Below are 25,794 nucleotides of genomic sequence, written 5' to 3' on the forward strand. Positions count from 1 at the left end.
ACGTGTTAATGAGGCCGTCTCGGGGTCATGTACTCGGGGCCATATAGGGGTTGTCCCCGATGGACCGGATCCCGGCGAACCGCCGAAGATGGAGGCAGACTCGAACGTAGACAGGCACTTTCACGATGGAAGGTGACGCGCTGATGCCGGCGACAGCGACACCACCGTGGCAGGGGCGGCCGCCCTTGCCGCATCACCACCTGCGGGTGACCCACCAGGACCGCGACCAGGTGGTCGAACATGTCAAGGCGGCCTTCGCCGAGGGCCGCCTTGACAAGGACGAGATGGACCAGCGGCTGCACCAGGCGATGACCGCCCGCACGCACGCCGACCTCGCCCCCATCATGACCGACCTGTACGGCTCCCGCCCTGCCACGCCGGCCCCACCGCAGCCGTATGCCGCCGGTCCGGCGCCTGACGGAGGCGAGCGGTTCGGCGCGGGGGCGGCGCACCTGCTGACGCTGTGCGGGCTGTTCGTCGCCGGCCCCCTGATCATGCTGCTGACCGGCGGCCGGACCTCTCCCTACATCAGGAAGCACGCGGTGGAGTCGCTCAACTTCCACCTCACCGTGCTGGGCGCGTCGCTGCTGCTGATGGTCACGGTCGTCGGCGTTATCGTGCTGCCGTTCCTCTGGGTCCTGGCCTACATCCTGCCCATCGCCGGAGGCGCGGCCGCCCTCGCGGACGGCGAGTTCCGCTACCCGCTGACCGTCCGCCTGATCAAGTAACGACGCTCACGGCATGAGCGCGCGGACGGCCGCCACGGTGTCGGCCTCCTCGGCGCGCTTGTCCGGGCGGTAGCGCAGGACGCGGGCGAACCGCAGCGCCATCCCGCCCGGATAACGGCTCGACCGCTGGACGCCGTCGAAGGCGATCTCCACCACCAGCTCCGGCTTCACGGTGACGACCCAGTCCTCTGTGGACCCCACGGCGAGCCGCAGAAACTGCTCCGTCTGCCAGGTCAGCAGCTCGTCGGTGAGCCCCTTGAACGTCTTGCCGAGCATCACGAAGCCGCCGGTCTCCGGGTCGAGCGCGCCGAGGTGGAGGTTGGACAGCCAGCCCCTGCGCCGCCCGCTGCCCCACTCGGCCGCCAGCACCACCAGGTCGAGCGTGTGCCGGGGCTTCACCTTGATCCAGCCGGCCCCGCGTCTACCGGCGGCGTATGGCGTCTGCGGTGACTTGACCACGACGCCCTCGTGGCCCCGCCGTACGGCGTCGGCGAAGAAGGCCTCGCCCTCCTCGGCGTCGGCGGTGACCACGCGCGGTGTGATCAGCTCGGCGGGCACGGCCGCCTCGAGCGCCGCGTGCCGCTCCTCGTCGGGCAGGTCGAGCAGATCGGCCCCGCCGATCCGGAGGGCGTCGAAGAAGAAGACGCTGAGGGGCACGCTCTCGCGCAGAGAGGCGACACCGGTACGGCTCGCGACCCGGCCCGAGGTCACCTGGAACGGCTCGGGACGACCGTCGGGACGCAGCGCGATCACCTCGCCGTCGAGGACGAGGTCGCTCACCGGCAGAGCGAGGACCGCCTCGACCAGCTCGGGGACCTGCGCGGTGATGTCGTCCAGGGTGCGGGTGAACACGCCGACCCGGTCGCCGGACCGGTGGGTTTGCACCCGGACGCCGTCAAGCTTCCACTCGACCGCGGCGGCTCCGCCGATCTTCTCCAGCGCCGCGGTGACGCTGGGCGCGCTCTGCGCCAGCATGGGCGCGACCGGGCGGCCGACCTCCAGCGTGAAGGCGCGCAGCTCCTCGACGCCGCCCTTGAGCGCGGCCGCTCCGACCGCGGGCAGCCAGCCGCGCAGCGTCAGGGCCCGCCGCACCTCCGCCGACGGCACGGCGGACGCCTTGGCGATCGCCTCGATCATCACGCCGTCCAGCGCACCCTGCCGCAGCTCGCCGGTCAGCAGGCGCTGGAGGAAGGACTGCTCCTGGCGGGTCGCCGCGCCGAACAGCTCGTCGAGCAGCGCCTTGCGCGCGGCCTGCGAGCCCGGCCCGGACTGGGCCTTGATCCGCTCCAGCAGCGCGTCGACCTGGGTCAGCGTCGCCGTGGCGACCTGGCGCGGCTCCGGCAGGTCCCCGAGCGTGCGCCAGCCCACGCCGACCTGCCGCTGGGGCAGCTCTCCCGACAGGTAGGCGATCGCTGTCTCGGCTTCATCCGGCCCGACCCTGCTCAGCAGCTCGGCCAGATGAGCGATCTTGGCCAGCCGTGCGGCGTCGGCGGCCACCGCCGCGGACGTCCGGGCAAGGTCGATCAGCAACACACCGTAATCCTGCCCTACCGCACCGGCGTTCGCCCACGCGGGGCGTCAGCTGTAGTGGCGCGCCTCCGGCCACATCTCCTTCCACGGCCGGCGGGGGTCACGGCAGACGACGATCGCGGTTGTACGACGCCACGCCGGCGATCAGGCCGGTCCGGATCCAGTAGCGCCCGTCGCCCCGCATGAGCACGCGGACGACGCACAGCGTGGCCGCCCGCCGTCCAGAGCGCCAAATCGGGGGTGAGGGTCAGCAGCGTGTGCCCTGCCAACAGGGGAAGCGTCGCGGTGGCCGTTCCCGCCGCCGCCAGGATCTGCGCCGTACGGCTGCCGCCCAGTTCCCTGGTCACAAGGGCGACGAGCGGGATGACGACCCCCACGCACAGGGCGGGGACGATTCGCGGGGCGACGACCGTGTCGCCGAAGACGGCGGTGGACACCCGCGCGATCATCGGCGTGAGCGGAGGGGTGTCGAAGTAGCCGAGCCTGGGCCGTTGCCCGAGGAGCCGTCAGGCTGATGCCGCCGACCGGGTGGCGGGCGAACCGGGGGAGCCGGGCCTCTGGACGGACCTCGGTGATCGTGGACACCGGGCCATCATGGAGCCCCGGGTCCGTCCCGCGATACCCCGGAGCGGCAGGGGATCAGCCGACGCCGAGCAGGTCGACGACGAAGATGAGCGTCTCGCCCGGCTTGATGGCGTTGCCCGCGCCGCGGTTGCCGTAGCCCAGGTGCGGCGGGATCGTGAGCCGGCGGCGGCCGCCGACCTTCATGCCCGCGACGCCCCGGTCCCATCCGGCGATGACCCGGCCGCCGCCCAGCGGGAACTGGAACGGCTGGCCGCGGTTCCAGGACGCGTCGAACTCCTCGCCGCTGGAGAAGGCGACGCCGACGTAGTGCACCGTCACGTTGTGCCCCGGCTTGGCCTCCGGTCCGTCGCCCTCGACGAGGTCGACGATCTCCAGGTCGGCGGGCGGCTCCCCCTCGGGGAAGTCGATCTCGGGCTTCTCGAGTGCCACGTGGGTCTCCTCTGTTCTCCGCGACCGGGTGTTCCGGACGACCGAACGACTCTACCGAAGATCGTCGGAACGGTGACGTCCTCCCCACCATCGGTGAGGAGGACGTCACGGAGCAGGAGCCGCCAAAGGGCGCTAAAGGGCGCGTCGGTCCGAGAGTGGGGGAGCGTCGCCAGGACGCTGGGGCTCGGTCTCGGCGGGCGGGGTCTCGCCGGGCGGGGTCAGCGGCGAGGTGTTGGCGGGCCCGGCGGACGGCGGCCGCTGGACCACCACGGTGTCGGCAGGCTGGAGGCCGCCCTGCAGCAGCGCCTGGGCCTGCTCCAGCACGGAGGCGGCCACGAGCACGTCGTAGCGGCCCGCCACGATCGAGCTCTTCGACGAGAAGTCCCGCGTGCCCCCCGTGAAGGCGTGGCTCGTGAAGCCGAACGCGGCGCCCGCGATGGCGCCCCAGAGGATCGACCACAGCACGAGCCCGATGAACGAGGTCGTGGTCGAGGTGAACAGCGCGAGGAACAGTCCGACGATGAGGCCGAAGACGGCGCCGCTGACCAGGCCCATCAGCGCCGCCCGGCCGTTGGTGAGCCGGCCGGTGACGGTCTCCTCCAGGCGGAGGTCGCTGCCGACGATGGCGGCCGTCTCCACCGGGAAGCCCGCGTCCGAGAGGGTGTCGACCGCCTTCTGCGCGGCCGTGTAGTTGTCATAACTGACCAGCAGCCGCCTGTCGACCGCCGGCGAGACCGGCCCTGTGGCAGGGGAATCGAACATGATCGCCTCCGCGGGTAGTGCGGTCGTTACGCAACCGCACTACCCGACGATCGGGCGATATGCGTGGGCTTACCAGCTTTGGTGGAGAGGCATGCCTTCCGTGTACCCGGAGGCGCTCTGGACGCCGACGACGGCCCGCTCGTGGAACTCCTCCAGGCTGGCCGCTCCGGCGTAAGTACACGAGGAGCGCAGGCCGGCGACGATGGCGTCGATCTGGTCCTCGACGCTGGGCCGTACGGGATCGAGGTACATCCGCGACGTCGAGATGCCCTCCTCGAACAGCCCCTTGCGGGCCCGCTCGAACGGCGTGTCGTCGGCGGTGCGGAGCCGTACGGCACGCGCGGAGGCCATGCCGAAGCTCTCCTTGTACTTGCGGCCGTCGGGGGCGGTGCGGGTGTCGCCGGGCGACTCGTAGGTCCCCGCGAACCACGAGCCGATCATGACGTTGGACGCGCCCGCCGCGAGCGCCAGCGCGACGTCGCGGGGGTGCCGGACGCCGCCGTCGGCCCACACGTGGCGGCCGAGCCGGCGGGCCTCCGCGGCGCATTCCAGCACGGCGGAGAACTGCGGCCGGCCGACGCCGGTCATCATGCGGGTCGTGCACATGGCGCCGGGCCCCACGCCGACCTTGACGATGTCGGCTCCCGCCTCGACCAGGTCGCGGACGCCCTCGGCGGTCACGACGTTCCCGGCGGCGACGGGGACGCCGGGGCCGAGCGCGCGGACCGCCCTGAGCGCGGCGATCATCTTCTCCTGGTGGCCGTGCGCGGTGTCGACCACCAGCACGTCGATGCCCGCGTCGAGCAACTCCTTGGCCTTGTCCGCCACGTCGCCGTTGACGCCCACCGCCGCCGCGACGCGCAGGCGGTTCCGGGAGTCCACCGCGGGCTGGTAGAGGGTGGCGCGCAGCGCGCCCGTGCGGGTGAGGACGCCGACCAGGCGGCCCTGCGGGTCGACCACGGGCGCCAGCCGGTGGCGGCCCTCGTGCAGCGCCTCGAACGCGGCCTGCGGGTCGATTCCCTGTGGCAGCGTCTGCGGCGACGCGGTCATGACCTGGGAGAGCTGGGTGAACATGTCGACCCCGGCGCAGTCGGCCTCGGTGACGACGCCGACCGGGCGGTTGTCCCAGTCGACCACGATGACGGCGCCGTGGGCCCGCTTGGGCAGCAGGTTCAGCGCCTCTCCGACCGTGTCGTGCGGGGTCAGCGTGATGGGCGTGTCGTGGACGAGGTCGCGGCCCTTGACCCACTCGACCACGTCGGTGACCACGTCGATGGGGATGTCCTGCGGGATGACGGCGATGCCGCCGCGCCGCGCGACGGTCTCCGCCATCCGGCGTCCCGCCACGGCGGTCATGTTGGCGACGACAATGGGGATCGTGGTGCCGGTGCCGTCCTTGGCCGACAGGTCCACGGCGAGCCGCGAACCGACCGCCGACCGGGACGGGACCATGAACACATCGCTGTACGTGAGATCGTAGGGCGGCGTCACATCGTTGAGGAATCGCACGTTTGTCCAGCCTATGTCGTAAGTGCTAGACCCGGCATTCCCGTCCCGTGGCAGTACCAGACGTCGGCGACGGATACATTGACGTCGGCCAATAGGAGGACCTGTGATCATCGTTGACCGGCCCGAGGCGCTGGTCGTCGGCTATGCCGTACGGACCACCAACGCGGCGGAGGCCGATCCGTCCCGCGCCCAGTTGCCGGCCCTGTGGGCCCGCGCCGGGGCGCCGGGGGCCTTCGCCCACGTGCCCGGCCGCGTCGACGAGAACCTCTACGCGGTGCTGACCGACTACGAGAGCGACCACCACCGTGCGTACACGGAGGTGGTCGGCGTCGCCGTGCACACGGCGGCGCGCCTGCCCGAGGGCATGGTGGCCGTGCGGGCCCCCGGCGTGCCGGCCCTGAAGCTGGAGGCCCGCGGTCCCATGCCGGGCGCGCTGGTCGAGGCGTGGCAGTACGTGTGGAAGCACACCGAGTCGGGCGGCGTCCCGGCACGGGCCTTCACGACCGATGTGGAGGTCCACCACCCGGGGGGAGCCGACATCTACGTCGCCATGCTCCCCACCTTCAGCGAGCCGTCCTACACCGACCCCGCCACCGCGTGATCATGCACGCGTTCCCGGACAGGGGTCGCGGCCCGCGGTTCCCCCGCCCGTGATCATGCACGCGTTCCCGCGCATGACCGCCGGCCTGCGGTTCCTCCATGCGTGATCATGCGCGCATTCCCCGGCATGCCTCCGGACCTGCGGCTCCTTCGTCCGTGATCAGGCATCGGGAGCGGCGGGCGAGCTCCAGAGCGGTCCGGGGATCTCGAAGCCGACGGGCTCACCCCACCGGTTGCGGTAGCTCACCTCGTGGACCGGCATCCGCTCGGCCACGCCCCAGCGGCCGGTCGGGTAGCCGAACGTGACCATGCAGGCCAGCTCCCAGCCCTTGCCCTCCGGCACGCCGAGGATCTTCATCGCCTCGGCGCCGTGGAAGAGCCCGAGCACGGTCGTCAGCGCGCTGCCCACCCCGAAGGCACGGGCCGCCAGCTGGGCGCTCCACACCGAGGGGTAGATCGAGCCGCCGCTGGGGTCGTTCCTGGTGAAGGCGAACAGCAGCAGCGGGTAGCCCTCGAAGTGGTCCGCCAGGTGCTTGGCCGACTTCAGCACACTCAGCGTCCGAGTGTCCCCGGCCGCCTCGGCCCTCTCCCGCATCGGCTTGTAGTGGCCCTCGAAGAGCCTGCCGAGCCCGTCGCGGTAGAGCGGCCCCAGCTCGGCCTTCACCGCTGGGTCGTCCACCAGCAGGAACCGCCAGCCCTGCGTGTTGCCGCCGCTCGGCGCCCGGACGGCGGCGTCGAGGATCCGCTCCTGGATCTCCGCCGGGATCGGGTCCGGCTTCACCCGCCGCATCGCCCGGGTCGTGTAGAGGGCCTCGAAGAGGTCCATGCGCATCGGTCCTTCCATCAGGCCAGCACCCCCGCCGCGCGGAGGGCCTTGGCGTCGTCGTCCGGCAGCCCCCAGCCGGTCAGGTCGTGCAGGCGGGTGGCGGGGGACAGGGCGCTCCGTTCTCTGCCCAGCAGGCGGGGCGCCGGAGCCGGCTGCGTCACGCCGCCGACCTCGACGAACGTCCCGCGCGCCCGGTTGTGGGGGTGTTCCGCGGCCTCGCCCATCTCCAGGACGGGGAACACACAGGCGTCCGAGCCGTCGAAGATCTCCTCCCACTCCGCCCTGGTCCTGGACCGGAAGGCCGCGGTCAGGCGTTCGCGCAGCTCGGGCCAGTTGGCCCGGTCGTCCCTGTCGGGCAGGTCGGCGATCCCCATCCGGGAGACCATCTCGCTCCAGAACTGAGGCTCCAGCGGGCCGACCGCGAGGTATCGGCCGTCGGCCGTCTCGTACGTGTCGTAGATCGGGGAGCCGGTGTCCAGCAGGTTCGTCCCGCGCGGGCCCCAGGAGCCGCTCTGGACGCCGTGGTAGAACATCGAGAACAGGGCCGCCGCGCCGTCGACCATGGCGGCGTCGATGACCTGGCCCCTGCCGGTGCGCTCGCGCTCGAACAGCGCCAGCAGCACGCCGTACGCGAGCATGAGCCCGCCACCGGCGAAGTCGCCGAGGATGTTGATCGGAGGGGTGGGCTTCTCGCCCGCGCGGCCCAGCATCGACAGCGCGCCGGAGATCGCGATGTAGTCGATGTCATGGCCCGCCCGGGGCGCCAGCGGGCCGTCCTGGCCCCATCCGGTCATCCGGCCGTAGACGAGCCGTTCGTTCACCGGCCGCAGGTCGTCCGGGCCGATCCCGAGCCGCTCGGCGACACCCGGCCGGAACACCTCGATCACCACGTCGGCCCGGGCCGCCAGCCTCTTGAACGCCTCGACGCCCTCGGGCGACTTCAGGTCGAGGCCGATCGTGCGCTTGCCCCGGTCCATGACGTCCGGGCGGGGCGCGTCGGTCACCGCCGTGACCCGGTCGATCCGCAGGACCTCGGCGCCGTGGTCGGCGAGCATCATCCCGGCGAACGGCCCAGGGGCCAGCCCGGCGAGCTCCAGCACGCGCACCCCGGCCAGCGGGCCCTTCCGGGACTCCTCCATGCCACTCTCCTCGGTGGGTGGTTCTGTTCATGGGTTAGTAGAACATGCTTCGGTCGCGTGGGAGACTTCGCCATGTGACGTGGAAGCTGCTGGCGCTGCCGCCCCTGCCCGAGGACGCCGTCCGCGGGCTGCTCGCGGACCTGGGCGACCGGGTCGAGGTCGCCGTCCCCGCCCGCCGTGATCGCGCGGCCCTGCTCGACGCCCTGCCCCAGGCAGAGATCGTCGTCGGCGACTGGAGCGGCATGCTCGTCCTGGACGAGGAGGCCGTACGGCACGCTCCCAAGCTCGCCTTCCTGCAGCAGCCGTCGGTCGGCGTGGACGGCCACGACCTGGAGGCGCTCGCCAAGGCGGGAGTGCCGCTGTCCAACACGGCCGGGGTCAACGCCCTGTCCGTGGCCGAGTGGTGCCTGGCCGCGTCGCTCGCGCTGCTGCGGCACCTCGCCGACGGCGACCGGGAGATGCGGGCGGGGGAGTGGCCGCAGTTCACCGCGCAGCGCCGGGAGCTCGCGGGCGCCCGCGTCGGCGTCGTCGGCTTCGGTCCGATCGGCGCCACCTGCGCCCGCCTGTTCGGCGCGCTCGGCTGCGAGGTCTCCTACTGGTCACGCTCGCCCAAGGCCGAGTCGTACGGCGCGGCCTACCGCGACCTCGACTCGCTGATCGCCTCCAGTGACGTGCTCGTCCTCGTCGTGCCGCTCACCGACGAGACCCGCGGCCTGCTCGACGCGGCGCGGCTCGCGCGAATGCCCGCCGGATCGGTGCTGGTCAACGCCGCCAGGGGCGGGATCGTCGAGCAGGCGGCGCTGCTGGCGGCGCTGGAGTCGGGCCATCTGGCCGGGGCCGCGGTGGACGTCTACGACATCGAGCCGCTTCCCGCCGACGATCCGCTGCGCTCGTGCGGCCGGATCCTGCTGTCGCCCCACGCGGCCGCGGTGACCCCGCAGGCGATGGCCCGCCTCGTCGAGTGCGTGCTCGGCAACGTGCGGGCCGCGCTCGACGGCCGGCCGGTGACGAACGTGGTCAACGGGGCCGACCCCGTCGTCTATCGGCGCCTCTGACGTAACACCGTCCCCGGGGGGTGCCTGAGATGCGAAATCACCACACGATACGATCTACCGTCAGGGCACGGGCCTTCCCGGGCTTGACGAGGTGACTGGCTGGGATGCCCGATAGTTTTCGCGGGCGTAACGTGTCTAGTCTGGTCCGCGTCGTTTTCGAGGGATAGCGTGCCTAGAGGCGATCTCTATAGTCCATGGGGGTGGTGTCATGCCAGAGCGCACGGCAAGTATGACCGCCCATAGGAAGGCCGTCGAGCAGATCAGGGACTCCTACGCGGCGATCCCCGATGACGCGGCTCCCCGGCTCGCTAAGGCGACCACGAACCTGTTCCGTTTCCGTGAGCCGACCAAGACGGCCACGCTGTCCGCCCGCGACCTGGACCAGGTGATCCAGGTGGACCCCGTCACCATGACGGCCGAGGTCCAGGGCATGACCACGTACGAGAACCTGGTGGACGCGACCCTGCCGTACGGGCTCATGCCGTACGTCGTGCCGCAGCTCAAGACGATCACGCTCGGCGGCGCGGTCACGGGTCTCGGCATCGAGTCGACCAGCTTCAAGGACGGCCTGCCGCACGAGTCCGTGGAGGAGCTGGAAATCCTCACCGGCGACGGGCGGATCGTCGTGGCGCGGGCCGACAACGAATACGCCGACCTGTTCCGGGCCTTCCCGAACTCGTACGGCACTCTCGGCTACGCCCTGCGGATCCGGATCAAACTGGCCCGGGTCAAGCCGCACGTGAAGCTGACGCACATCCGGTTCACCGACGCCGACAAGTGCATGCTCGCCATGCAGGAGATCTGCGAGAGCCGCGAGCACGACGGCGAGCAGATCGACTTCGTCGACGGCACGTTCTTCGCGCCGGACGAGCTCTACATCACGGTCGGCACGTTCGCGGACAAGGCACCCTACGCGTCCGACTACACGGGCATGCGCATCTACTACCAGTCGATCCGCAACCGGACGCGCGACTGGCTGACCATCCGCGACTACCTGTGGCGCTGGGACACCGACTGGTTCTGGTGCTCGCGCGCCTTCGGCGTGCAGCAGCCGCTGGTCCGCTCGCTGATGCCGCGCCGCTGGCTCCGCTCCGACGTGTACCGCAAGCTGGTCGGCCTCGACCAGCGGTACGGCCTGACCGCCCGCATCGACCGCTGGCGCGACAACCCGGTGCAGGAGTCGGTCATCCAGGACGTGGAGGTCCCCGTCGAGCGGGGAGCCGAGTTCCTCGACTTCTTCCACGACCGGGTCGGCATGGCCCCCGTGTGGATGTGCCCGCTCAAGGCCAGTGGCGAATGGTCGCTGTACCCGCTGGAGCCCGGACGGCTCTACGTGAACTTCGGCTTCTGGGGCATGGTCCCGTTGCCGCGTGGCCAGCATGACGGCTACTACAACCGGCTGATCGAGCACGCCGTACACCGGCTCGACGGCCACAAGTCGCTGTACTCGACCTCGTTCTACGAGCGGGACGAGTTCTGGCGGCTGTACAACGGGGACTCCTATTGGCCCGTGAAGCGCTCGTACGACCCGGGCGGGCGGCTGCTCGACCTGTACGACAAGTGTGTCCGGGGTAGGTAGGCAGTACGTGCGTGGGGAGAGGTGCACATGACTCTTGCGGAGATCTTCGAGAAGATCGTCGGCTCTGACGCGGGCGTCCAGTTCGCGGCCTACGACGGCAGCAAGGCCGGATCGCCGGACGCGGACATCCGGATCGAGGTGAAATCTCCGATCGCGGTGGCCTACCTCGCGCAGGCCCCGGGGGAGATGGGCCTCGCGAGGGCCTATATCTCGGGGCATCTCGACGTCCAGGGCGACATGTACACGCTTCTGGACCGCATGTGGTCCATAACCCTGAACGACCTGCCGCTCAGCGAGAAGATCGCCGCGGTCCGGTCGCTCGGGGCCAAGCCGCTGCTCATGCGGGTCCCCCCGCCGCCGCAGGAGGTGCGGCGCAGCACGCTCGCCAAGCTCGGCAGCCGCCACGCCAAGCAGCGCGACGCCGAGGCGATCCACCACCACTACGACGTGTCCAACCGCTTCTACGAGTGGGTGCTCGGGCCGTCCATGGCGTACACCTGCGCGGTCTTCCCGTCGCACGACGCGACGCTGGAGGAGGCGCAGTACGCCAAGTTCGACCTGGTGGCCAAGAAGCTCGACCTCAAGCCGGGCATGCGGCTGCTCGACGTCGGCTGCGGCTGGGGCGGCATGGTCATGCACGCGGCCCGCGAGTACGGCGTGAAGGCCCTGGGCGTCACCCTCTCCCGCCAGCAGGCGGAGTGGGCGCAGAAGGCGATCGCCGAGGCCGGGCTCTCCGAGCTCGCCGAGGTCCGCCACACGGACTACCGCGACGTCGCCGAGACCGGCTTCGACCGGGTCAGCTCCATCGGCCTGACCGAGCACATCGGCAAGGACCAGCTCCCGTCGTACTTCTCCTTCCTGTACGGCAAGCTCAAGCCGGGCGGGCGGCTGCTCAACCACTGCATCACCCGCCCGACGGGCAAGGAGAAGACGATCAACAAGGGCGGCTTCATCAACCGCTACGTCTTCCCCGACGGCGAGCTCGAGTCGGTCGGCCACCTCATCCGTCAGATGGAGGACACCGGCTTCGAGATCCGCCACGAGGAGAACCTGCGCGAGCACTACGCGCTGACGCTGCGCGAGTGGTGCGCCAACCTCGACGCCCATTGGGACGAGGCGGTCCAGGAGGTCGGGCAGGGCACCGCCCGCGTCTGGCGGCTCTACATGGCGGGCTGCGTGGTCGGCTTCGAGCGCAACAAGGTGCAGCTGCACCAGGTGCTCGGCGTCAAGCTCGACGACCAGGCCTCGGCGCAGGTCGCCCTGCGCCCGTCCCTCGACTGGCCGTGATCGTCTATCGCAGCTCGCGCTTGAGGATCTTGCCGGTGGCGGTCATCGGCAGGGACTCGCGGAACTCGACGATCCGCGGGTACTTGTAGGCCGCCATCGTCTCCCGGCACCAGGCGACCAGCTCCTCCTCGGTCGTCGTGGTTTCGGGAGTGCGGATGACGTACGCCTTGATCTCCTCGCCGTGCGACTCGTGGGCCACGCCGACGACGGCGGCGAGGGAGACGGCGGGGTGCGTCAGCAGCACCTCCTCGATCTCACGCGGGTAGACGTTGAACCCGCCACGGATGATCATGTCCTTGGCGCGGTCGACGATGTAGTAGTAGCCGTCCTCGTCGCGCCTGGCCACGTCGCCGGTGCGGAACCAGCCGTCCTTCATGACCTCCGCGGTCGCCTCCGGCCGGTTGTGGTAGCCCTTCATGATGTTGTGCCCGCGGATGGCGATCTCGCCGACGTCGGTGACCGTGTTCCAGTCGCCGTCGATGAGCTTCATCTCCACGCCCCAGATCGGGGTGCCGATCGACCCCGCCTTGGCCGGCCTGCCGACCTGGTTGAAGGAGGCCACCGGGGAGGTCTCCGACAGGCCGTAGCCTTCCAGGATCCCGACGCCGAACGTCGCGGCGAAGTCCTTCAGCACCTCGACCGGCAGCGCGGAGCCGCCCGCGATGGCGGTCGCCAGTGAGGCGGGCGCCTTACCGGCCCCACTGTGGACCGCGGTCAGCAGCGCCCAGTACATCGTCGGCACCCCGGCGAAGAGCGTGACCTTCTCCTCGGCCATCAGCGCGAGCGCCTCGGCCGGATCGAAGCGCGGCACGAGGACCAGGGCGGCCCGGCGGCGGAAGCCCGCGTTCATGATCACGGTCTGCCCGAATGAGTGGAAGAGCGGCAGGGTGGCGAGGTAGACGTCGTCGCCCTGGCGGGGGAACATCTCGTCGCTGATCATGGCGTTGATCAGCATGTTCTGGTGGCTCAGCTCGGCGCCCTTGGGCCGGCCGGTGGTGCCGCTCGTGTAGAGGATCACCGCGGTGTCGTCCGGGGCCGTCTGCACGGTCTCGAACTCGCCGGACACGCCGTCGAGGGCCGCCCACAGGGTCTCGCCGTACGGCGACTCGGTGGCGAGCGGGGTGGCGGGCAGCACGAGGAAGTGCTCGGTTCCCGCCGCGCCCTCGAAGCCGGCCCGGCCCCGCTCGCCGAGCGGCAGTTCGGGCGTGCCCTCGAAGCAGAAGAGGGCCTTGGCCTCGGAGTCTTCGAGGTGGTAGGTGATCTCCCGCGACTGGAGCAGGACGTTGAGGGGGACGACCGTGGCGCCGGCCTTGAGGATGCCGAAGTAGACGAACGGGAAGTAGGGGAGGTTGGGGCAGGCCAGCGCCACCTTGTCTCCTTTGCCGATGCCCCGGGAGACGAGCATGTTCGCGACCTGGTTGGCGACGGTGTTCACCAGCGAATACGGCAGGCGGAGGTCACCCAGCACCAAGGCGGTGCGGTCCGGGGTCTCCCTGGCGCTGTCCTCCAGCACGACGGACAGGTTGAGCATCGTCGCTCCCTTTCTTTCGGCCGTTCTGGTCGGCCGTTTCAGTCCATACCAACCGGTAGGTACCTCACAGTAACGGCTGGGGGCCGCGCTGAGGAGGGTGATCCGGCGCAAGCCGTACGTGATCATCCACCACCTTGGGAGGTGATCATGCACGGGTTCCCAGGGTGGCGGGGTGAGCTGCGCGAAGCGCCGTACGTGATCATGCGCACTTTCCCTGGATGCCTTCCGATGTGCGGGAACGCAAGCCGTGATCATGCACGATGGTCAAGCCTTGACGTAAGTGATTGCTCGGACAAAAGTGGGCGGCATGACCGTGGCGCCGGGCATCGACCTGTCGTGGATCCCGTTCTGGGGTCTGCCGCAGACTGAGCGGCTGGACGCGTTCCGGCGGCTGCGCGAGCTGGACCGGCCCGTCTTCGTCCAGGAGAACAAGATTCCCTTCATCCGGCACGGCGCCGGTTACTACGCGCTCGTACGGCATGCCGACGTGAGCGAGGCCAGCCGGAACGCCGGGATCTTCAGCAGCGAGCCGACCGCGAACAGCATCCCGGACATGCCGCGGTGGCTCGCCGTCTACTTCGGGTCGATGATCAACATGGACGATCCGCGGCACGCCCGGCTGCGCCGCATCGTCTCGCGGGCCTTCACGCCCCGCGTCCTCGCCAAGATGGAGCAGGACCTCCAGCGGGCGGCCGAGGAGATCGTCGGAAGGGCCGTCAAGGACGGTCCGGGGGATTTCGTCACCCAGATCGCGGCCAGGCTCCCGGTCCGGGTCATCTGCGACATGATCGGCATTCCCGGGAAATATCACGACATGGTGCTCAGCCGTACGAACACGATCCTCGCCAACGCGGACGGCGAGTATTCGGGGATCGAGGTGGACTACTCCCGGCAGGACGCGCCCTTCGGCCGATGGGCCACGGCCCGCGGCCTGGTCAAGCTGCTCCGTGCGGGACACGAGCTCAGCGCCCTGGCGCAGCGCCTCGGGCGGGAGCGCCGCCGGCACCCGACGGGCGACCTGACCAGCCTCCTTGTGAACGGGGAGGAGCGGCTCACCACCCAGGAGCTCGGCTCGTTCTTCATCCTGCTCGTCGTGGCGGGCAGCGAGACCACGCGCAACGCGATCACGCACGGACTAAAGCTCCTCACCGACAACCCCGGCCAGCGCGAGCTGCTCACCGGCGACTTCGAGACGCACATCGGGGGCGCGGTCGAGGAAATCGTCCGCTATGCCACCCCGGTGATCCAGTTTCGCCGGACCGTCACGCGCGACCACTCGATGAACGGGCAGGACTACAAGAAAGGCGACAAGGTCCTGCTGTTCTACAACTCCGCGAACCGGGACGAGGCGGTCTTCACCGATCCCGACGTCTTCGACATCACGCGAAGCTCCAACCCCCATGTCGGCTTCGGTGGCCCGGGTCCGCACTACTGCCTCGGCGCCCATCTGGCCAGGCGGGAGATCACGGTCATGTTCCGCGAGCTGTTCGGGCGGATGCCCGAGATCCGCTCCGACGGCGAGCCGGCCTACCTGCTGTCCAACTTCATCAACGGTGTCAAGCACCTGCGCTACCGGTTCTAGTGCATGATCACGTACGGCTGACGACCAGGCCAGGGCGGGTGGCGGGGAACCTGTGCATGATCACCACCTGAGCGGGTGCCGGTGCGGCTGGGTGAGCGGGAATCTCTGCATGATCACGCGGGATTGTGGCAGGATGAACCGAACGTGATTCTGGTCGCAGACCTCTCCAAGGAGCGCCATGACCACCCCGCCTGTGGAACAGGCCCCCATCAGGTCGGCCACCGACGTCAACCTGTCTGACTGGAACTTCTGGGCCCGGTCCCAGGAGGAGCGCGAGCACGCGTTCCGGCTGCTGCGCGAGCTGGACCGGCCCGCGTTCTTCGAGGAGCCCGAGGTCACGTTCGCCCAGACGAGGGGCATCGGCTACCACGCGCTGGTCCGGCACGCCGACATCCTGGAGGCCAGCCGCAACCCCGAGGTCTTCTGCTCGGGCGACGGCGGAGCGACCAGCATCCTCGACATGCCCGCCGAGCTGGCCGAGTATTTCGGCTCCATGATCAATATGGACGACCCTCGCCACGCCCGCCTGCGCCGCATCGTCTCCCGCGCGTTCACGCCCAGGATGATCAAGCAGTTCGAGGCCGACGTGGACGCGGCGGCCGTGCGGATCGTCGACGAGTTGCTCGCCACGGGCACGGGGTGCGACTTCGTCACCGAGGTCGCCGCGAAGCTGCCCCTGAAGATTATCTGCGACATGATGGGAATCCCGGAGAAGGACTACGGATTCGTCTTCGACCGGTCGAACATCATCCTCGGCGCCTCGGACCCGGAGTACGTCAGCGACCGCGGGGGCATCGCCCACGCGCTGCTCACCGCCGGTATGGAGCTCCAGCAGCTCGTCCAGGACCTGGCCGTCCACCGGCTCGAGAACCCGACGGACGACCTGACATCCTCGCTGGTCAACGCCAACATCGACGGTGAGCGGCTGACCGCGCAGGAGCTCGGGTCGTTCTTCATCCTGCTCGTCGTCGCCGGCAACGAGACCACCCGCAACGCCATCTCGTACGGCATGCGCCTGCTCACGCTCAACCCCGGCCAGAAGCGGCTATGGCTGGAGGACGTCGAGGGGCGCGCGGCGGGCGCGGTCGAGGAGATCGTCCGGCTGGCCGCGCCGGTGAACTTCATGCGGCGCAAGGTCACCCGCGACCACGTCATGAACGGCAACCTGTACCGGCAGGGCGAGAAGGTCGTCCTCTACTACTGGTCGGCCAACCGGGACGAGCGGGTCTTCGACGACCCGCTCCGGTTCGACATCCTCCGCGCCCCGAACCCGCACGTCGGCTTCGGCGGCCCCGGGCCGCACTTCTGCCTCGGCGCCCATCTCGCCCGCAGGGAGATCACCGTGATGTTCCGCGAGCTGCTCCGCCGCGTTCCGCGGATCGAAGCCGGCGAGCCCGAGCGGCTGTTCTCCAGCTTCATCAACGGCATCAAGCACATGCGGTGCGACTTCTGACGATCGGACGGTCGCGCTAGCCGGCCCGGCGAATCGCCTTGAAGACCGTGTTGATGTCGGGAAGCAGGTCGTCCTTGAGCGCCGGGACGGCCATGTAGACGATCGCGGGCACGTCCGCGCCGGTGTTGACCGCCCCCACGAACACGGTGGTCTCCTCCTTGTCGGCCTCGACCTTGTAGGCGGCGATCAGGCCGGTCAGACCGTTGCGGGACAGGCGCTGCTGCGCCACCTTCGTCACCTTGTTCCCCTTGGGGAACAACGTCTGCCGCGCCTGGAACATCACGGCGCTGATCACTGGAGCGAGCTTGTCCGGCGAGGTGTACCGCGCGGCCAGCGGTTGCGGGAGCGGGCCCGACATGACCTGGGCGAACTCAGGTTTGCCCCTCGTGGTCATCCCGGCGGGGACGAACTGGCGGGTCGCATAGCCGTACTTCGTCTTGATGTCCTGCGCGTTCCTGTCGAGCTGCCACGGGCCGCCGAGCTTGGGCACCGTGATGCCCGCCGCCTCGTCGGTCACCACGCCGCTGACCGGCGAGGCCGTGCCCTTGAACCTCGGCAGCGCGGGGAACTGCGACGCGGCCTTCGGCGGCGCCGCCGACACCGTGGGCTTCGCCTCGGGGCTCGGCACGGTCTCCGCGCCGTCGTCCGACCTGAGCGGCCCCGCGACGAACGCCCAGATCAGGCCGCCCACCAGGGCCACGAGCACCGTCCCGACGAGGGTGAACAGCCAGATCGGCCGGCCGCGCTCCTCGTCCTCGTACTCGTCGATCGCCCGGTAGTTCTCCCCGAAGACCGTGTTCCACAGCTCCTGCTGCCGATGCGCGGGAGGCGTCTTCGGCCCGCTGATCTGCCCCGCCGTCACGAACGGCTTGTACGGATCATCGGCCCTCGGCGGGCTTGGCTGTGCCTGGACCGGCTGCGGGGAGAACGGCTGCGCGGGATTCGCGAACGGCTGTGCGGGGTTCGCGAACGGCTGCGCCGGTTGCTGCGGGAAGGGCTGCGCGGGGTTCGGGAACGGCTGTGCCGGGCCCTGGAACGGTTGCGCCGGTTGCTGCGGGAAGGGCTGCGCGGGGTTCGGGAACGGCTGTCCGGGAGCCTCGAACGGCTGGGCGGGGGCCTGCGGTGTGGCGCCCATCATCGACGGCCCGGCGCCGGTCATGAAGGGCCCGGTCTCCGTCATCGGCGGTCCGGACTCCACGAAGGAGCGGACAGTCGGGGTGAAGGAGGAGGCCGTGGGGACCTCGGGCCAGGCAGGCGGAACCTCCGGCCAAGCCGTGGCTCTCTGGGGGTCGCTGTGGTCCGAGGGCATGGCACCTCCAGAGATCATGCCCGGATTGGGAGTGCCTGGCATGTTCTCATGCGACGTGGGGGCCGCCGCAGTAAAACTGGAGAATGCCGCGCGAAACTGTTCGCCCGTGGGGTCGGTCGGCGGATCCTGCATCGGTAGGTCCGACGACGGAAATGGGTTGGCCACAGCGATGACAGTAAACTAAAGGGACAGAAGACCTCACAACGGATCTATCACCATCGCGTATCGTGGTTTGACTTATGGCGTCAGCGCCGATATTCCGTCGCCGACCTGGTTGTCGGCTGCGCTAGGCTTGAGCCGCGTGCCGCGACCCTGCTTATCGGGCAGCTATCTCAGAAGTCGGCATGAGATCGCGCAAACGCAGGTTGCCCCTCGTGCCGAGCGGGGGGCTCTGTTGTGAGCAGGCGTCTTCGTGTTTGACCAGCAGCCGGGCGAGGAGTGGAAGTGGACGAGCCGGTGTACGACCCGCAGGCGCTGCAGGCCAAGTGGCTGCCGCGATGGGAGGAGCTGAACCCCTTCGCCGCGGTCGACGATCTCGCCGACACCAGGCCGCGCAGGTACATGCTGGACATGTTCCCCTACCCCTCGGGCGACCTCCACATGGGTCACGGCGAGGTCTTCGCCATCGGCGACGTCGTCGCGCGCTACTGGTTCCAGAAGGGCTACAACGTCCTGCACCCCATCGGGTGGGACTCCTTCGGCCTGCCCGCCGAGAACGCGGCGATCCGGCGTGACGCACACCCGGCCGAGTGGACCTACGCCAACATCGAGACCCAGGCGAACTCGTTCAAGCGGTACGGCATCTCCTTCGACTGGTCTCGCCGCCTGCACACCAGCGACCCGGAGTACTACCACTGGAACCAGTGGCTGTTCATCCGCTTCTTCGAGCGGGGCCTGGCCTACCGCAAGGGCGGCCTGGTCAACTGGTGCCCGAACGACCAGACCGTGCTGGCCAACGAGCAGGTCGTCGCGGGCAGGTGCGAGCGTTGCGGCGCCGAAGTGATCCGCCGCGAGCTGACCCAGTGGTATTTCAAGATCACTGACTATGCCGACCGGCTGCTCGACGACATGGCGCAGCTGGAGGGTGGCTGGCCGGAGCGCATCCTGACCATGCAGCGCAACTGGATCGGCCGCTCCACGGGCGCGGATGTCCAGTTCCAGATCGAGGGCCGCGACGAGCCGGTCACCGTCTACACGACGCGCCCCGACACGCTGTACGGCGCGACCTTCTTCGTGGTGGCCGCCGACGCGCCCCTGGCCGAGGAGATCGTCGCTCCCGATCGGCGCGAGCAGCTGGCCGCGTACAAGGCCGAGGTGTCCAAGCTCTCCGACATCGAGCGGCTGTCCACCGACAAGGAGAAGACCGGCGTCTTCCTGGGCACCTATGCCATCAATCCGGTCAACGGTGAGCGCATCCCGGTCTGGGCGGCCGACTACGTGCTGTCGGATTACGGCCACGGCGCCATCATGGCGGTGCCGGCCCACGACCAGCGCGACCTCGACTTCGCCCTGAAGTTCGGCCTGCCCGTTCAGGTCGTCGTGCACACCGGGCTGGCCGACCCGGGGGAGACCGGCGTCGCCACGCCGGGCGAGGGCACCCTGGTCAACTCCGGCCCCCTCGACGGGCTGTCCAAGACCGAGGCCATCCAGCGGATCGTCGAGATCCTGGGTGAGCGCCGCACCGGCAAGGCGGCCGTCAACTTCCGGCTGCGCGACTGGCTGCTGTCGCGTCAGCGGTTCTGGGGCACCCCGATCCCGATCATCCACTGCCCCGACTGCGGCGAGGTCCCGGTCCCGGACGACCAGCTGCCCGTCACGCTGCCCGACCTGCGCGGCGCCGACCTCAAGCCCAAGGGCGTCTCGCCGCTGGCCGGCGCCACGGACTGGGTCAACGTGGAGTGCCCCAAGTGCTCCGGCCCCGCCCAGCGGGACACCGACACGATGGACACCTTCGTCGACTCCTCGTGGTACTACCTGCGGTACGTCGACCCCCACTACACCGGCGGGCCGTTCGACGTCGAGAAGGTCCGCCTGTGGGGCCCGATCGACCAGTACATCGGCGGGCAGGAGCACGCGGTGCTCCACCTGCTGTACACCCGGTTCTTCACCAAGGTCCTGCACGACATGGGCATGGTGGACTTCAGCGAGCCCTTCCTGCGACTGCTCAACCAGGGGCAGGTCATCAACCAGGGCAAGGCCATGTCCAAGTCGCTGGGCAACGGCGTCGACCTGGGCCAGCAGATCGACGCGTTCGGCGTGGACGCCGTCAGGCTGACGATGCTGTTCGCCGGGCCGCCGGAGGACGACATCGACTGGGCCGACGTCTCGGCCGGCGCGTCGCAGAAGTTCCTTGCCCGTGCCTTCCGGGTGATGGCGGAAGCCGGTGCGGGCTCGGCTCCAGGTGTGGACTTCTCCACCGGTGACGTGGCGCTGCGCAAGGTCACCCATCGGACGATCGACGAGGTCAGCAGGCTCGTCGAGAACTACCACTTCAACGTCGCGGTGGCCCGCATGATGGAGCTGACCTCGGCCGCCCGTAAGGCGATCGACTCGGGGCCGGGCGCCGCCGATCCGGCCGTCAGGGAGGCCGCCGAGGCGCTGGCCGTCATGCTGTCACTGATCGCGCCGTATGTGGCGGAGGAGGGCTGGGAACGGCTCGGTCACGCGCCGTCCGTCGCCAGGGCCGGATGGCCGGTCGCGGAGCCCGCGCTGCTGGTGCGGGAGTCGGTCACAGCGGTCGTTCAGGTGGCCGGCAAGGTCCGTGACCGCTTGGAGGTCTCGCCGGACATCTCCGAAGCCGACCTGGAGGCGCTGGCCCTGGCCTCGGACAAGGTCCAGCCGTACCTCGACGGAGCGCCCCGCAAGGTGATCGTCCGCGCCCCGAAGCTGGTCAACATCGTGCCGTGATGCGTGGCACGGGGTTAGGTAGCACAGCGCTCCGCGGTGACACCCGATGTCGCCGCGGAGCGGTGGGTGCCTACAGCTTGCGCAGGACCGCCGTGACCTTGCCCAGGACGGTGGCCTCGTCGCCGGGGATCGGCTCGTAGCTCGGGTTGTGGGGCACCAGCCACACGTGCCCGTCCTTGCGCTTGAACGTCTTGACCGTGGCCTCGCCGTCGATCATGGCGGCCACGATGTCGCCGTTGTCGGCGACCGGCTGCTGCCGGACGACGACCCAGTCGCCGTCGGCGATCGCCGCCTCGATCATCGAGTCGCCGGTCACCTGGAGCAGAAACAGCGTGCCCTCGCCGACGAGTTGCTTCGGCAGGGCGAACACGTCCTCGATGCTCTGCTCGGCCAGGATCGGGCCACCGGCGGCGATGCGGCCCACAAGCGGAACGTACGCCGCCGTGGGGCGGTTGAAGCCGCTGTCCTCCTCCGCGGCGTCCGGATCCACCCACAGCACCGGCTCGCCCGGCAACCGGACCTCCAGGGCCCTCGGCCGGTGCGGGTCGCGGCGCAGGTAGCCCTTGCGCTGGAGCGCGGTGAGCTGATGCGACACGCTGGAGGTGCTGGTCAGCTGGACCGCCTCCCCGATCTCCCGCATCGACGGCGGGTAGCCGCGCTGCTGGACCGAGTCGCGGATCACCTCAAGGATCTTGCGCTGCCTCGGGGTGAGACCAAGCGAGTCCCGCCTGCGCACGGCGAGGTCGCCGACGCTCTGATCTTGCGCACTCCGGTCACTCACGATGCCACCTCTCAATCCGTGTTCCTCAAGTCGCACAGAGCGACCGTACCGCGATTCAAGATCATCATCAAACAATTGTTCGATTGTCCTCGAAATCGTCGGTGTCGTGGTGTACAACATCGTACGGGAGTTCGATCGATATCGTGTTCGATTTTCCGATCTTCTTCGTGACTGTGTCCGCGCAGCTCAGGAACAGTTCCGGGAGGTAGCCATGCGACCGGTCCCCGGTCCCGTCCCCAAACGTCCCGACCCTCCGCTGCGCCTCACCCGGCGCGGCAAGATCGTGCTGGTCACCATGGTCACGGTGCTGGCACTCGGCGTCCTGTGGCTGGGCACCCACGCCGCCGTGACCGCCTCCAGCGGGCTCGCCTCGCCCGGCCAGAGCGGCCTGCCGTACGTCACCGTCCAGCGGGGTGACACGCTCTGGGGCATCGCCCGCGCCGTCAGCGCGGGGGACGACCCCGCCCCGTTGGTCCGGCAGATCATGAACCTCAACGGCTTATCCGACTCGCTCATCCAGCCCGGCACCCGGCTCTATCTCCCGAGCGGGATGCCCGGCTAGCACCTCGCGCCCGGAAACCCCTCCGCCGGGGGGCGGCCCCCCACTGTGCCGCGACACGCTGGCTGAACAGCGACTTCGGGCGGGAGGGGCGCTTCGACTTGCGTTCATGGACGGGCACTTCTACGGTTGGACCACAACATCTAGTAGTCACATCGATGTAAGTTCACCACTTCTTGTGGTTGCGGTGTGCGTTCATGGGAGGCGATGGCATGCACTGTCCGTTCTGTCGCCACCCGGACACGCGGGTCGTGGACAGCCGCTCGACCGAAGACGGGGCGGCCATCCGCCGTCGGCGCACGTGCCCCGAGTGCGGGCGCAGGTTCACCACCCAGGAGACCGTCCTGCTCATGGTGAGCAAGCGCAGCGGGGTCACCGAGCCCTTCTCGCGCGACAAGGTCATCGCCGGGGTACGGCGGGCCTGCCAGGGGCGCCCGGTCAGCGAGGATTCGCTGGCGCAGCTCGGGCAGCGTGTAGAGGAGAGCATCCGGGGCACGGGAGCGGCCGAGATCGCCTCACACGAGGTGGGGCTCGCCATCCTGGGGCCGCTGCGCGATCTCGACGAGGTCGCCTATCTCCGGTTCGCATCGGTTTATCGCGGGTTCGAGACGCTGGCCGACTTCGAGGCGGAGATCGAGCAGCTCAGGGTGGCCCGCACCGCGTCGAGCGAGCAGTAGGACGCCCCCTGCGCCGGGGACCGGCCGGGCGCGACGATGTGGTTATGAAGACACGTGGTCCGACACTAGGGGCTCCACCGGGCCCTGGGAGGGGGAAGTCATGACGGAAGTGAACGGCACCGTGACGGGACCGGGGGGTGCGGTGGCCGGAGGCCGGAAGCGCACGCGCAAGGGCCTGAAGATGAAGCGCATCTTCACGACCGCCGGAGTTCACCCGTACGACGAGGTCCGCTGGGAGCGTCGCGACGTCGTGATGACGAACTGGCGCGACGGCTCGGTGAACTTCGAGCAGCACGGCGTGGAGTTCCCCGAGTTCTGGTCGGTCAACGCGGCCAACATCGTGACGACCAAGTACTTCCGCGGGGCCGTCGGCACGCCGCAGCGCGAGTGGAGCCTCAAGCAGCTCGTCGACCGCGTCGTGGGCGTCTACACCCGGACCGGTGTCGAGCACGGCTACTTCGCCGGCGACGAGGACGCCGAGATCTTCGACCACGAGCTCAAGCACGCCCTGATCCACCAGATCTTCAGCTTCAACTCCCCGGTGTGGTTCAACGTCGGCACGCTCTCCCCCCAGCAGGTGTCGGCCTGTTTCATCCTCGCCGTCGACGACCAGATGGAGTCGATCCTCGACTGGTACAAGGAAGAGGGTGTGATCTTCAAGGGCGGCTCCGGCTCGGGAGTCAACCTCTCCCGCATCCGGTCGTCCAAGGAACTGCTGTCCAGCGGTGGCACGGCCAGCGGCCCGGTCTCCTTCATGCGCGGCGCCGACGCCTCCGCCGGGACCATCAAGTCGGGCGGCGCGACCCGCAGGGCCGCCAAGATGGTCGTCCTCGACGTCGACCACCCCGACATCGAGGAGTTCATCGAGACCAAGGCGCGCGAGGAGGACAAGATCCGCGCGCTGCGCGACGCCGGGTTCGACATGGACCTCGGCGGCAAGGACATCGTGTCCGTGCAGTACCAGAACGCCAACAACTCGGTCCGCGTCTCCGACGAGTTCATGCGCGCCGTCGAGGCCGGCGGCAAGTTCGGCCTGCGCGCCCGCCTCACCGGCGAGGTCATCGAGGAGGTCGACGCGAAGTCGCTCTTCCGCAAGATGGCGCAGGCCGCGTGGGAGTGCGCCGACCCCGGCCTGCAGTACGACGACACGATCAACGACTGGCACACCTGCCCCGAGACGGGGCGGATCACGGCCAGCAACCCCTGCTCGGAGTACCTCCACCTCGACAACTCGTCCTGCAACCTGGCGTCGATCAACCTGCTGAAGTTCCTGCGCGACGACGACACCTTCGACGTCCCGAACTTCGTGAAGCTGACCGAGCTGATCATCACCGCGATGGACATCTCGATCACCTTCGCGGACTTCCCGACCGAGAAGATCGGCGAGACGACCCGCGCCTACCGCCAGCTCGGCATCGGCTACGCCAACCTCGGGGCGCTGCTCATGGCCACCGGCCACGCGTACGACTCGGACGGCGGGCGGGCCGTCGCGGCCGCGATCACCTCGCTGATGACCGGCGCCTCCTACCGCCGCTCGGCCGAGCTGGCCGGGATCGTCGGGCCGTACGACGGCTACCAGCGAAACGCCGAGCCGCACAAGCGGGTGATGCGCAAGCACGCGGCGGCCAACGACGACCTGCGCACGCTGAGCGACATGGACAAGACCATCCACGCCGAGGCCACCCGGCAGTGGCAGGAGTGCCTCAGGCTCGGGGAGAAGAACGGCTACCGCAACGCCCAGGCGTCGCTGCTCGCCCCCACCGGAACCATCGGCCTGATGATGGACTGCGACACCACCGGCATCGAGCCCGACCTGGCGCTGGTCAAGTTCAAGAAGCTCGTCGGCGGCGGCTCCATGCAGATCGTCAACCAGACGATCCCGCGGGCGCTCCGGCAGCTCGGCTACCAGGAGGAGCAGGTCGAGGCGATCGTCGAGTACATCGCCGAGCACGGCCACGTGGTCGACGCCCCCGGGCTCAGGATCGAGCACTACGAGGTGTTCGACTGCGCCATGGGCGAGCGGGCCATCGCCCCGATGGGCCACGTCCGCATGATGGCGGCGGCCCAGCCGTTCCTGTCCGGCGCGATCTCCAAGACGGTCAACCTGCCCGAGACGGCCACCGTCGACGAGATCGAGCAGGTCTACCTGGAGGGCTGGAAGCTCGGCCTCAAGGCACTGGCCGTCTACCGCGACAACTGCAAGGTCGGCCAGCCGCTCTCCGCCGCGAAGAAGCCTTCCGAGGTGGAGCCCGAGCCCGTCCCCGTGCAGGTCATCGAGGTGCCGCGGCCGACCCGCCGCCGGATGCCGAACCAGCGGCCCAGCCTGACCACGCGCTTCACCGTTGGCGGCGCCAAGGGCTACATGACCGCCTCGTCCTACCCGGACGACGGTCTCGGAGAGGTCTTCCTCAAGATGTCCAAGCAGGGCTCGACCCTCGCTGGCGTCATGGACGCGTTCTCCGTGGCCATCTCGATCGGCCTGCAGTACGGCGTGCCGCTGGACACCTACGTCCAGAAGTTCGTCAACATGCGGTTCGAGCCGGCCGGCATGACCGACGACCCGGACGTCCGGATGGCGCAGTCCGTCATGGACTACATCTTCCGGCGGCTCGCGCTCGACTACCTGCCGTACGACGACCGCGCGGCGCTCGGTATCTTCTCGGCGTCCGAGCGGGCCGCTCAGCAGCGCGGAGAGGACCCGGCGGCTCTCCAGGAGGTCGTGGACACGGCCGCCCTGGCCCAGTCCGCGCCGATCGAGGAGAAGCCCAAGGCCGTCTCCGTCGCCGACCCGCAGCGGGCGGGGGTCACCTCGCTGGAGAGCCACCAGGGCCGTACGGCCGACGCCCCGCTGTGCATGACCTGCGGCACGAAGATGCGCCCGGCGGGTAGCTGCTACGTCTGCGAGGGCTGCGGCAGCACCAGCGGCTGCAGCTGACCACTGTTTAGCGGAGGGCCGGTCTCGGGTC

The 25,794-nt window shown here is 69.6% G+C and carries 21 protein-coding genes; 11 read left to right on the forward strand and 10 right to left on the reverse strand.

Annotated elements, in window-relative coordinates; translation table 11 throughout:
• Positions 1-143: 143 nt before the first annotated feature.
• Positions 144-728, forward strand: a complete 585-nt coding sequence (locus tag N5079_RS12655) for a DUF1707 and DUF4870 domain-containing protein (protein WP_261583839.1) — start codon at positions 144-146, stop codon at positions 726-728.
• A gap of 6 nt (positions 729-734) precedes the next feature.
• On the opposite strand, the gene N5079_RS12660 is transcribed toward N5079_RS12655, so the two are convergent.
• The 5 genes from N5079_RS12660 to N5079_RS12680 form a co-directional block, all read right to left on the reverse strand.
• The gene (locus N5079_RS12660; protein WP_261583840.1) at positions 735-2,261 is read right to left on the reverse strand and encodes an ATP-dependent DNA ligase; all 1,527 of its coding nucleotides are present in this window, start codon (positions 2,259-2,261) and stop codon (positions 735-737) included.
• A gap of 14 nt (positions 2,262-2,275) precedes the next feature.
• Complete coding sequence (locus tag N5079_RS35520) at positions 2,276-2,707, reverse strand: hypothetical protein (RefSeq protein ID WP_410007778.1); 432 nt, start codon at positions 2,705-2,707, stop codon at positions 2,276-2,278.
• A gap of 190 nt (positions 2,708-2,897) precedes the next feature.
• Positions 2,898-3,272: an FKBP-type peptidyl-prolyl cis-trans isomerase gene (locus tag N5079_RS12670; RefSeq protein WP_261583842.1), complete on the reverse strand. Its 375-nt coding sequence runs from the start codon at positions 3,270-3,272 to the stop codon at positions 2,898-2,900.
• A gap of 132 nt (positions 3,273-3,404) precedes the next feature.
• On the reverse strand, positions 3,405-4,034 hold the full coding sequence (locus N5079_RS12675) for a general stress protein (RefSeq protein ID WP_261583843.1): 630 nt from the start codon (positions 4,032-4,034) through the stop codon (positions 3,405-3,407).
• A gap of 69 nt (positions 4,035-4,103) precedes the next feature.
• Entirely contained in the window at positions 4,104-5,543 is a 1,440-nt protein-coding gene (locus N5079_RS12680; protein WP_261583844.1) for a GuaB1 family IMP dehydrogenase-related protein, read from the reverse strand.
• 103 nt (positions 5,544-5,646) lie between these two features.
• Between N5079_RS12680 and N5079_RS12685 the strand changes: the two genes are divergently transcribed.
• On the forward strand, positions 5,647-6,144 hold the full coding sequence (locus tag N5079_RS12685; RefSeq protein WP_261583845.1) for a GyrI-like domain-containing protein: 498 nt from the start codon (positions 5,647-5,649) through the stop codon (positions 6,142-6,144).
• Between the two features lie 159 nt (positions 6,145-6,303).
• Here N5079_RS12685 and N5079_RS12690 read toward each other — a convergent pair whose 3' ends face one another.
• Together N5079_RS12690 and N5079_RS12695 are read right to left on the reverse strand one after the other, a co-directional pair.
• A complete protein-coding gene (locus N5079_RS12690) occupies positions 6,304-6,969 on the reverse strand; it encodes a nitroreductase family protein (protein WP_261583846.1) in 666 nt (221 codons plus the stop codon).
• A gap of 17 nt (positions 6,970-6,986) precedes the next feature.
• The gene (locus tag N5079_RS12695; RefSeq protein ID WP_261583847.1) at positions 6,987-8,108 is read right to left on the reverse strand and encodes a CaiB/BaiF CoA transferase family protein; all 1,122 of its coding nucleotides are present in this window, start codon (positions 8,106-8,108) and stop codon (positions 6,987-6,989) included.
• Positions 8,109-8,182: 74 nt separating this feature from the next.
• On the opposite strand from N5079_RS12695, the gene N5079_RS12700 reads away from it, so the two are divergent.
• From N5079_RS12700 to N5079_RS12710, 3 genes are all read left to right on the forward strand, one after another.
• The gene (locus N5079_RS12700) at positions 8,183-9,163 is read left to right on the forward strand and encodes a 2-hydroxyacid dehydrogenase (RefSeq protein WP_261583848.1); all 981 of its coding nucleotides are present in this window, start codon (positions 8,183-8,185) and stop codon (positions 9,161-9,163) included.
• A gap of 208 nt (positions 9,164-9,371) precedes the next feature.
• Positions 9,372-10,742 (forward strand): FAD-binding protein, encoded by a 1,371-nt coding sequence (locus tag N5079_RS12705; protein ID WP_261583849.1) that lies wholly within the window; start codon positions 9,372-9,374, stop codon positions 10,740-10,742.
• Between the two features lie 27 nt (positions 10,743-10,769).
• Positions 10,770-12,029 carry a class I SAM-dependent methyltransferase gene (locus tag N5079_RS12710; RefSeq protein WP_261583850.1) on the forward strand — a complete coding sequence of 420 codons (1,260 nt, stop codon included), beginning with the start codon at positions 10,770-10,772 and terminating at the stop codon, positions 12,027-12,029.
• 4 nt (positions 12,030-12,033) lie between these two features.
• Here the strand turns inward: N5079_RS12710 and N5079_RS12715 are convergent, their stop codons facing one another.
• The gene (locus N5079_RS12715; protein WP_261583851.1) at positions 12,034-13,560 is read right to left on the reverse strand and encodes a long-chain-fatty-acid--CoA ligase; all 1,527 of its coding nucleotides are present in this window, start codon (positions 13,558-13,560) and stop codon (positions 12,034-12,036) included.
• 307 nt (positions 13,561-13,867) lie between these two features.
• On the opposite strand from N5079_RS12715, the gene N5079_RS12720 reads away from it, so the two are divergent.
• Positions 13,868-15,142, forward strand: a complete 1,275-nt coding sequence (locus tag N5079_RS12720; RefSeq protein WP_261583852.1) for a cytochrome P450 — start codon at positions 13,868-13,870, stop codon at positions 15,140-15,142.
• Between the two features lie 178 nt (positions 15,143-15,320).
• On the forward strand, positions 15,321-16,595 hold the full coding sequence (locus N5079_RS12725; protein ID WP_261583853.1) for a cytochrome P450: 1,275 nt from the start codon (positions 15,321-15,323) through the stop codon (positions 16,593-16,595).
• Between the two features lie 16 nt (positions 16,596-16,611).
• On the opposite strand, the gene N5079_RS12730 is transcribed toward N5079_RS12725, so the two are convergent.
• The gene (locus N5079_RS12730) at positions 16,612-17,904 is read right to left on the reverse strand and encodes a hypothetical protein (RefSeq protein ID WP_261583854.1); all 1,293 of its coding nucleotides are present in this window, start codon (positions 17,902-17,904) and stop codon (positions 16,612-16,614) included.
• A gap of 444 nt (positions 17,905-18,348) precedes the next feature.
• Here N5079_RS12730 and leuS point away from each other — a divergent pair, with 444 nt between their 5' ends.
• A complete protein-coding gene (leuS, locus tag N5079_RS12735) occupies positions 18,349-20,811 on the forward strand; it encodes a leucine--tRNA ligase (protein ID WP_261583855.1) in 2,463 nt (820 codons plus the stop codon).
• Positions 20,812-20,881: 70 nt separating this feature from the next.
• Here leuS and lexA read toward each other — a convergent pair whose 3' ends face one another.
• Positions 20,882-21,595: a transcriptional repressor LexA gene (gene lexA, locus N5079_RS12740; RefSeq protein WP_261583983.1), complete on the reverse strand. Its 714-nt coding sequence runs from the start codon at positions 21,593-21,595 to the stop codon at positions 20,882-20,884.
• A 208-nt stretch (positions 21,596-21,803) separates the two neighbouring features.
• On the opposite strand from lexA, the gene N5079_RS12745 reads away from it, so the two are divergent.
• The 3 genes from N5079_RS12745 (at position 21,804) to N5079_RS12755 (ending at position 25,763) form a co-directional block, all read left to right on the forward strand.
• A complete protein-coding gene (locus tag N5079_RS12745; RefSeq protein ID WP_261583856.1) occupies positions 21,804-22,154 on the forward strand; it encodes a LysM peptidoglycan-binding domain-containing protein in 351 nt (116 codons plus the stop codon).
• A gap of 209 nt (positions 22,155-22,363) precedes the next feature.
• Positions 22,364-22,828, forward strand: coding sequence for a transcriptional regulator NrdR (gene nrdR / locus N5079_RS12750; RefSeq protein ID WP_261583857.1), 465 nt, complete (start codon positions 22,364-22,366; stop codon positions 22,826-22,828).
• A 100-nt stretch (positions 22,829-22,928) separates the two neighbouring features.
• Entirely contained in the window at positions 22,929-25,763 is a 2,835-nt protein-coding gene (locus N5079_RS12755; RefSeq protein WP_261583858.1) for a vitamin B12-dependent ribonucleotide reductase, read from the forward strand.
• Positions 25,764-25,794 lie beyond the last annotated feature (31 nt).

It is taken from the genome of Planotetraspora sp. A-T 1434 (assembly GCF_025420585.1).
Classification (GTDB): domain Bacteria; phylum Actinomycetota; class Actinomycetes; order Streptosporangiales; family Streptosporangiaceae; genus JAOEGB01.

Bases quoted from the DNA above. Each gene is read 5' to 3' on its own strand.
- N5079_RS12655 (WP_261583839.1), top strand. From the start codon at position 144: ATGCCGGCGACAGCGACACCACCGTGGCAGGGGCGGCCGCCCTTGCCG.
- N5079_RS35520 (WP_410007778.1), bottom strand. From the start codon at position 2,707: ATGATCGCGCGGGTGTCCACCGCCGTCTTCGGCGACACGGTCGTCGCC.
- N5079_RS12675 (WP_261583843.1), bottom strand. From the start codon at position 4,034: ATGTTCGATTCCCCTGCCACAGGGCCGGTCTCGCCGGCGGTCGACAGG.
- N5079_RS12690 (WP_261583846.1), bottom strand. From the start codon at position 6,969: ATGGACCTCTTCGAGGCCCTCTACACGACCCGGGCGATGCGGCGGGTG.
- N5079_RS12695 (WP_261583847.1), bottom strand. From the start codon at position 8,108: ATGGAGGAGTCCCGGAAGGGCCCGCTGGCCGGGGTGCGCGTGCTGGAG.
- N5079_RS12705 (WP_261583849.1), top strand. From the start codon at position 9,372: ATGCCAGAGCGCACGGCAAGTATGACCGCCCATAGGAAGGCCGTCGAG.
- N5079_RS12710 (WP_261583850.1), top strand. From the start codon at position 10,770: ATGACTCTTGCGGAGATCTTCGAGAAGATCGTCGGCTCTGACGCGGGC.
- N5079_RS12715 (WP_261583851.1), bottom strand. From the start codon at position 13,560: ATGCTCAACCTGTCCGTCGTGCTGGAGGACAGCGCCAGGGAGACCCCG.
- N5079_RS12720 (WP_261583852.1), top strand. From the start codon at position 13,868: ATGACCGTGGCGCCGGGCATCGACCTGTCGTGGATCCCGTTCTGGGGT.
- N5079_RS12725 (WP_261583853.1), top strand. From the start codon at position 15,321: ATGACCACCCCGCCTGTGGAACAGGCCCCCATCAGGTCGGCCACCGAC.
- N5079_RS12730 (WP_261583854.1), bottom strand. From the start codon at position 17,904: ATGCCCTCGGACCACAGCGACCCCCAGAGAGCCACGGCTTGGCCGGAG.
- N5079_RS12745 (WP_261583856.1), top strand. From the start codon at position 21,804: ATGCGACCGGTCCCCGGTCCCGTCCCCAAACGTCCCGACCCTCCGCTG.
- nrdR (WP_261583857.1), top strand. From the start codon at position 22,364: ATGCACTGTCCGTTCTGTCGCCACCCGGACACGCGGGTCGTGGACAGC.
- N5079_RS12755 (WP_261583858.1), top strand. From the start codon at position 22,929: ATGACGGAAGTGAACGGCACCGTGACGGGACCGGGGGGTGCGGTGGCC.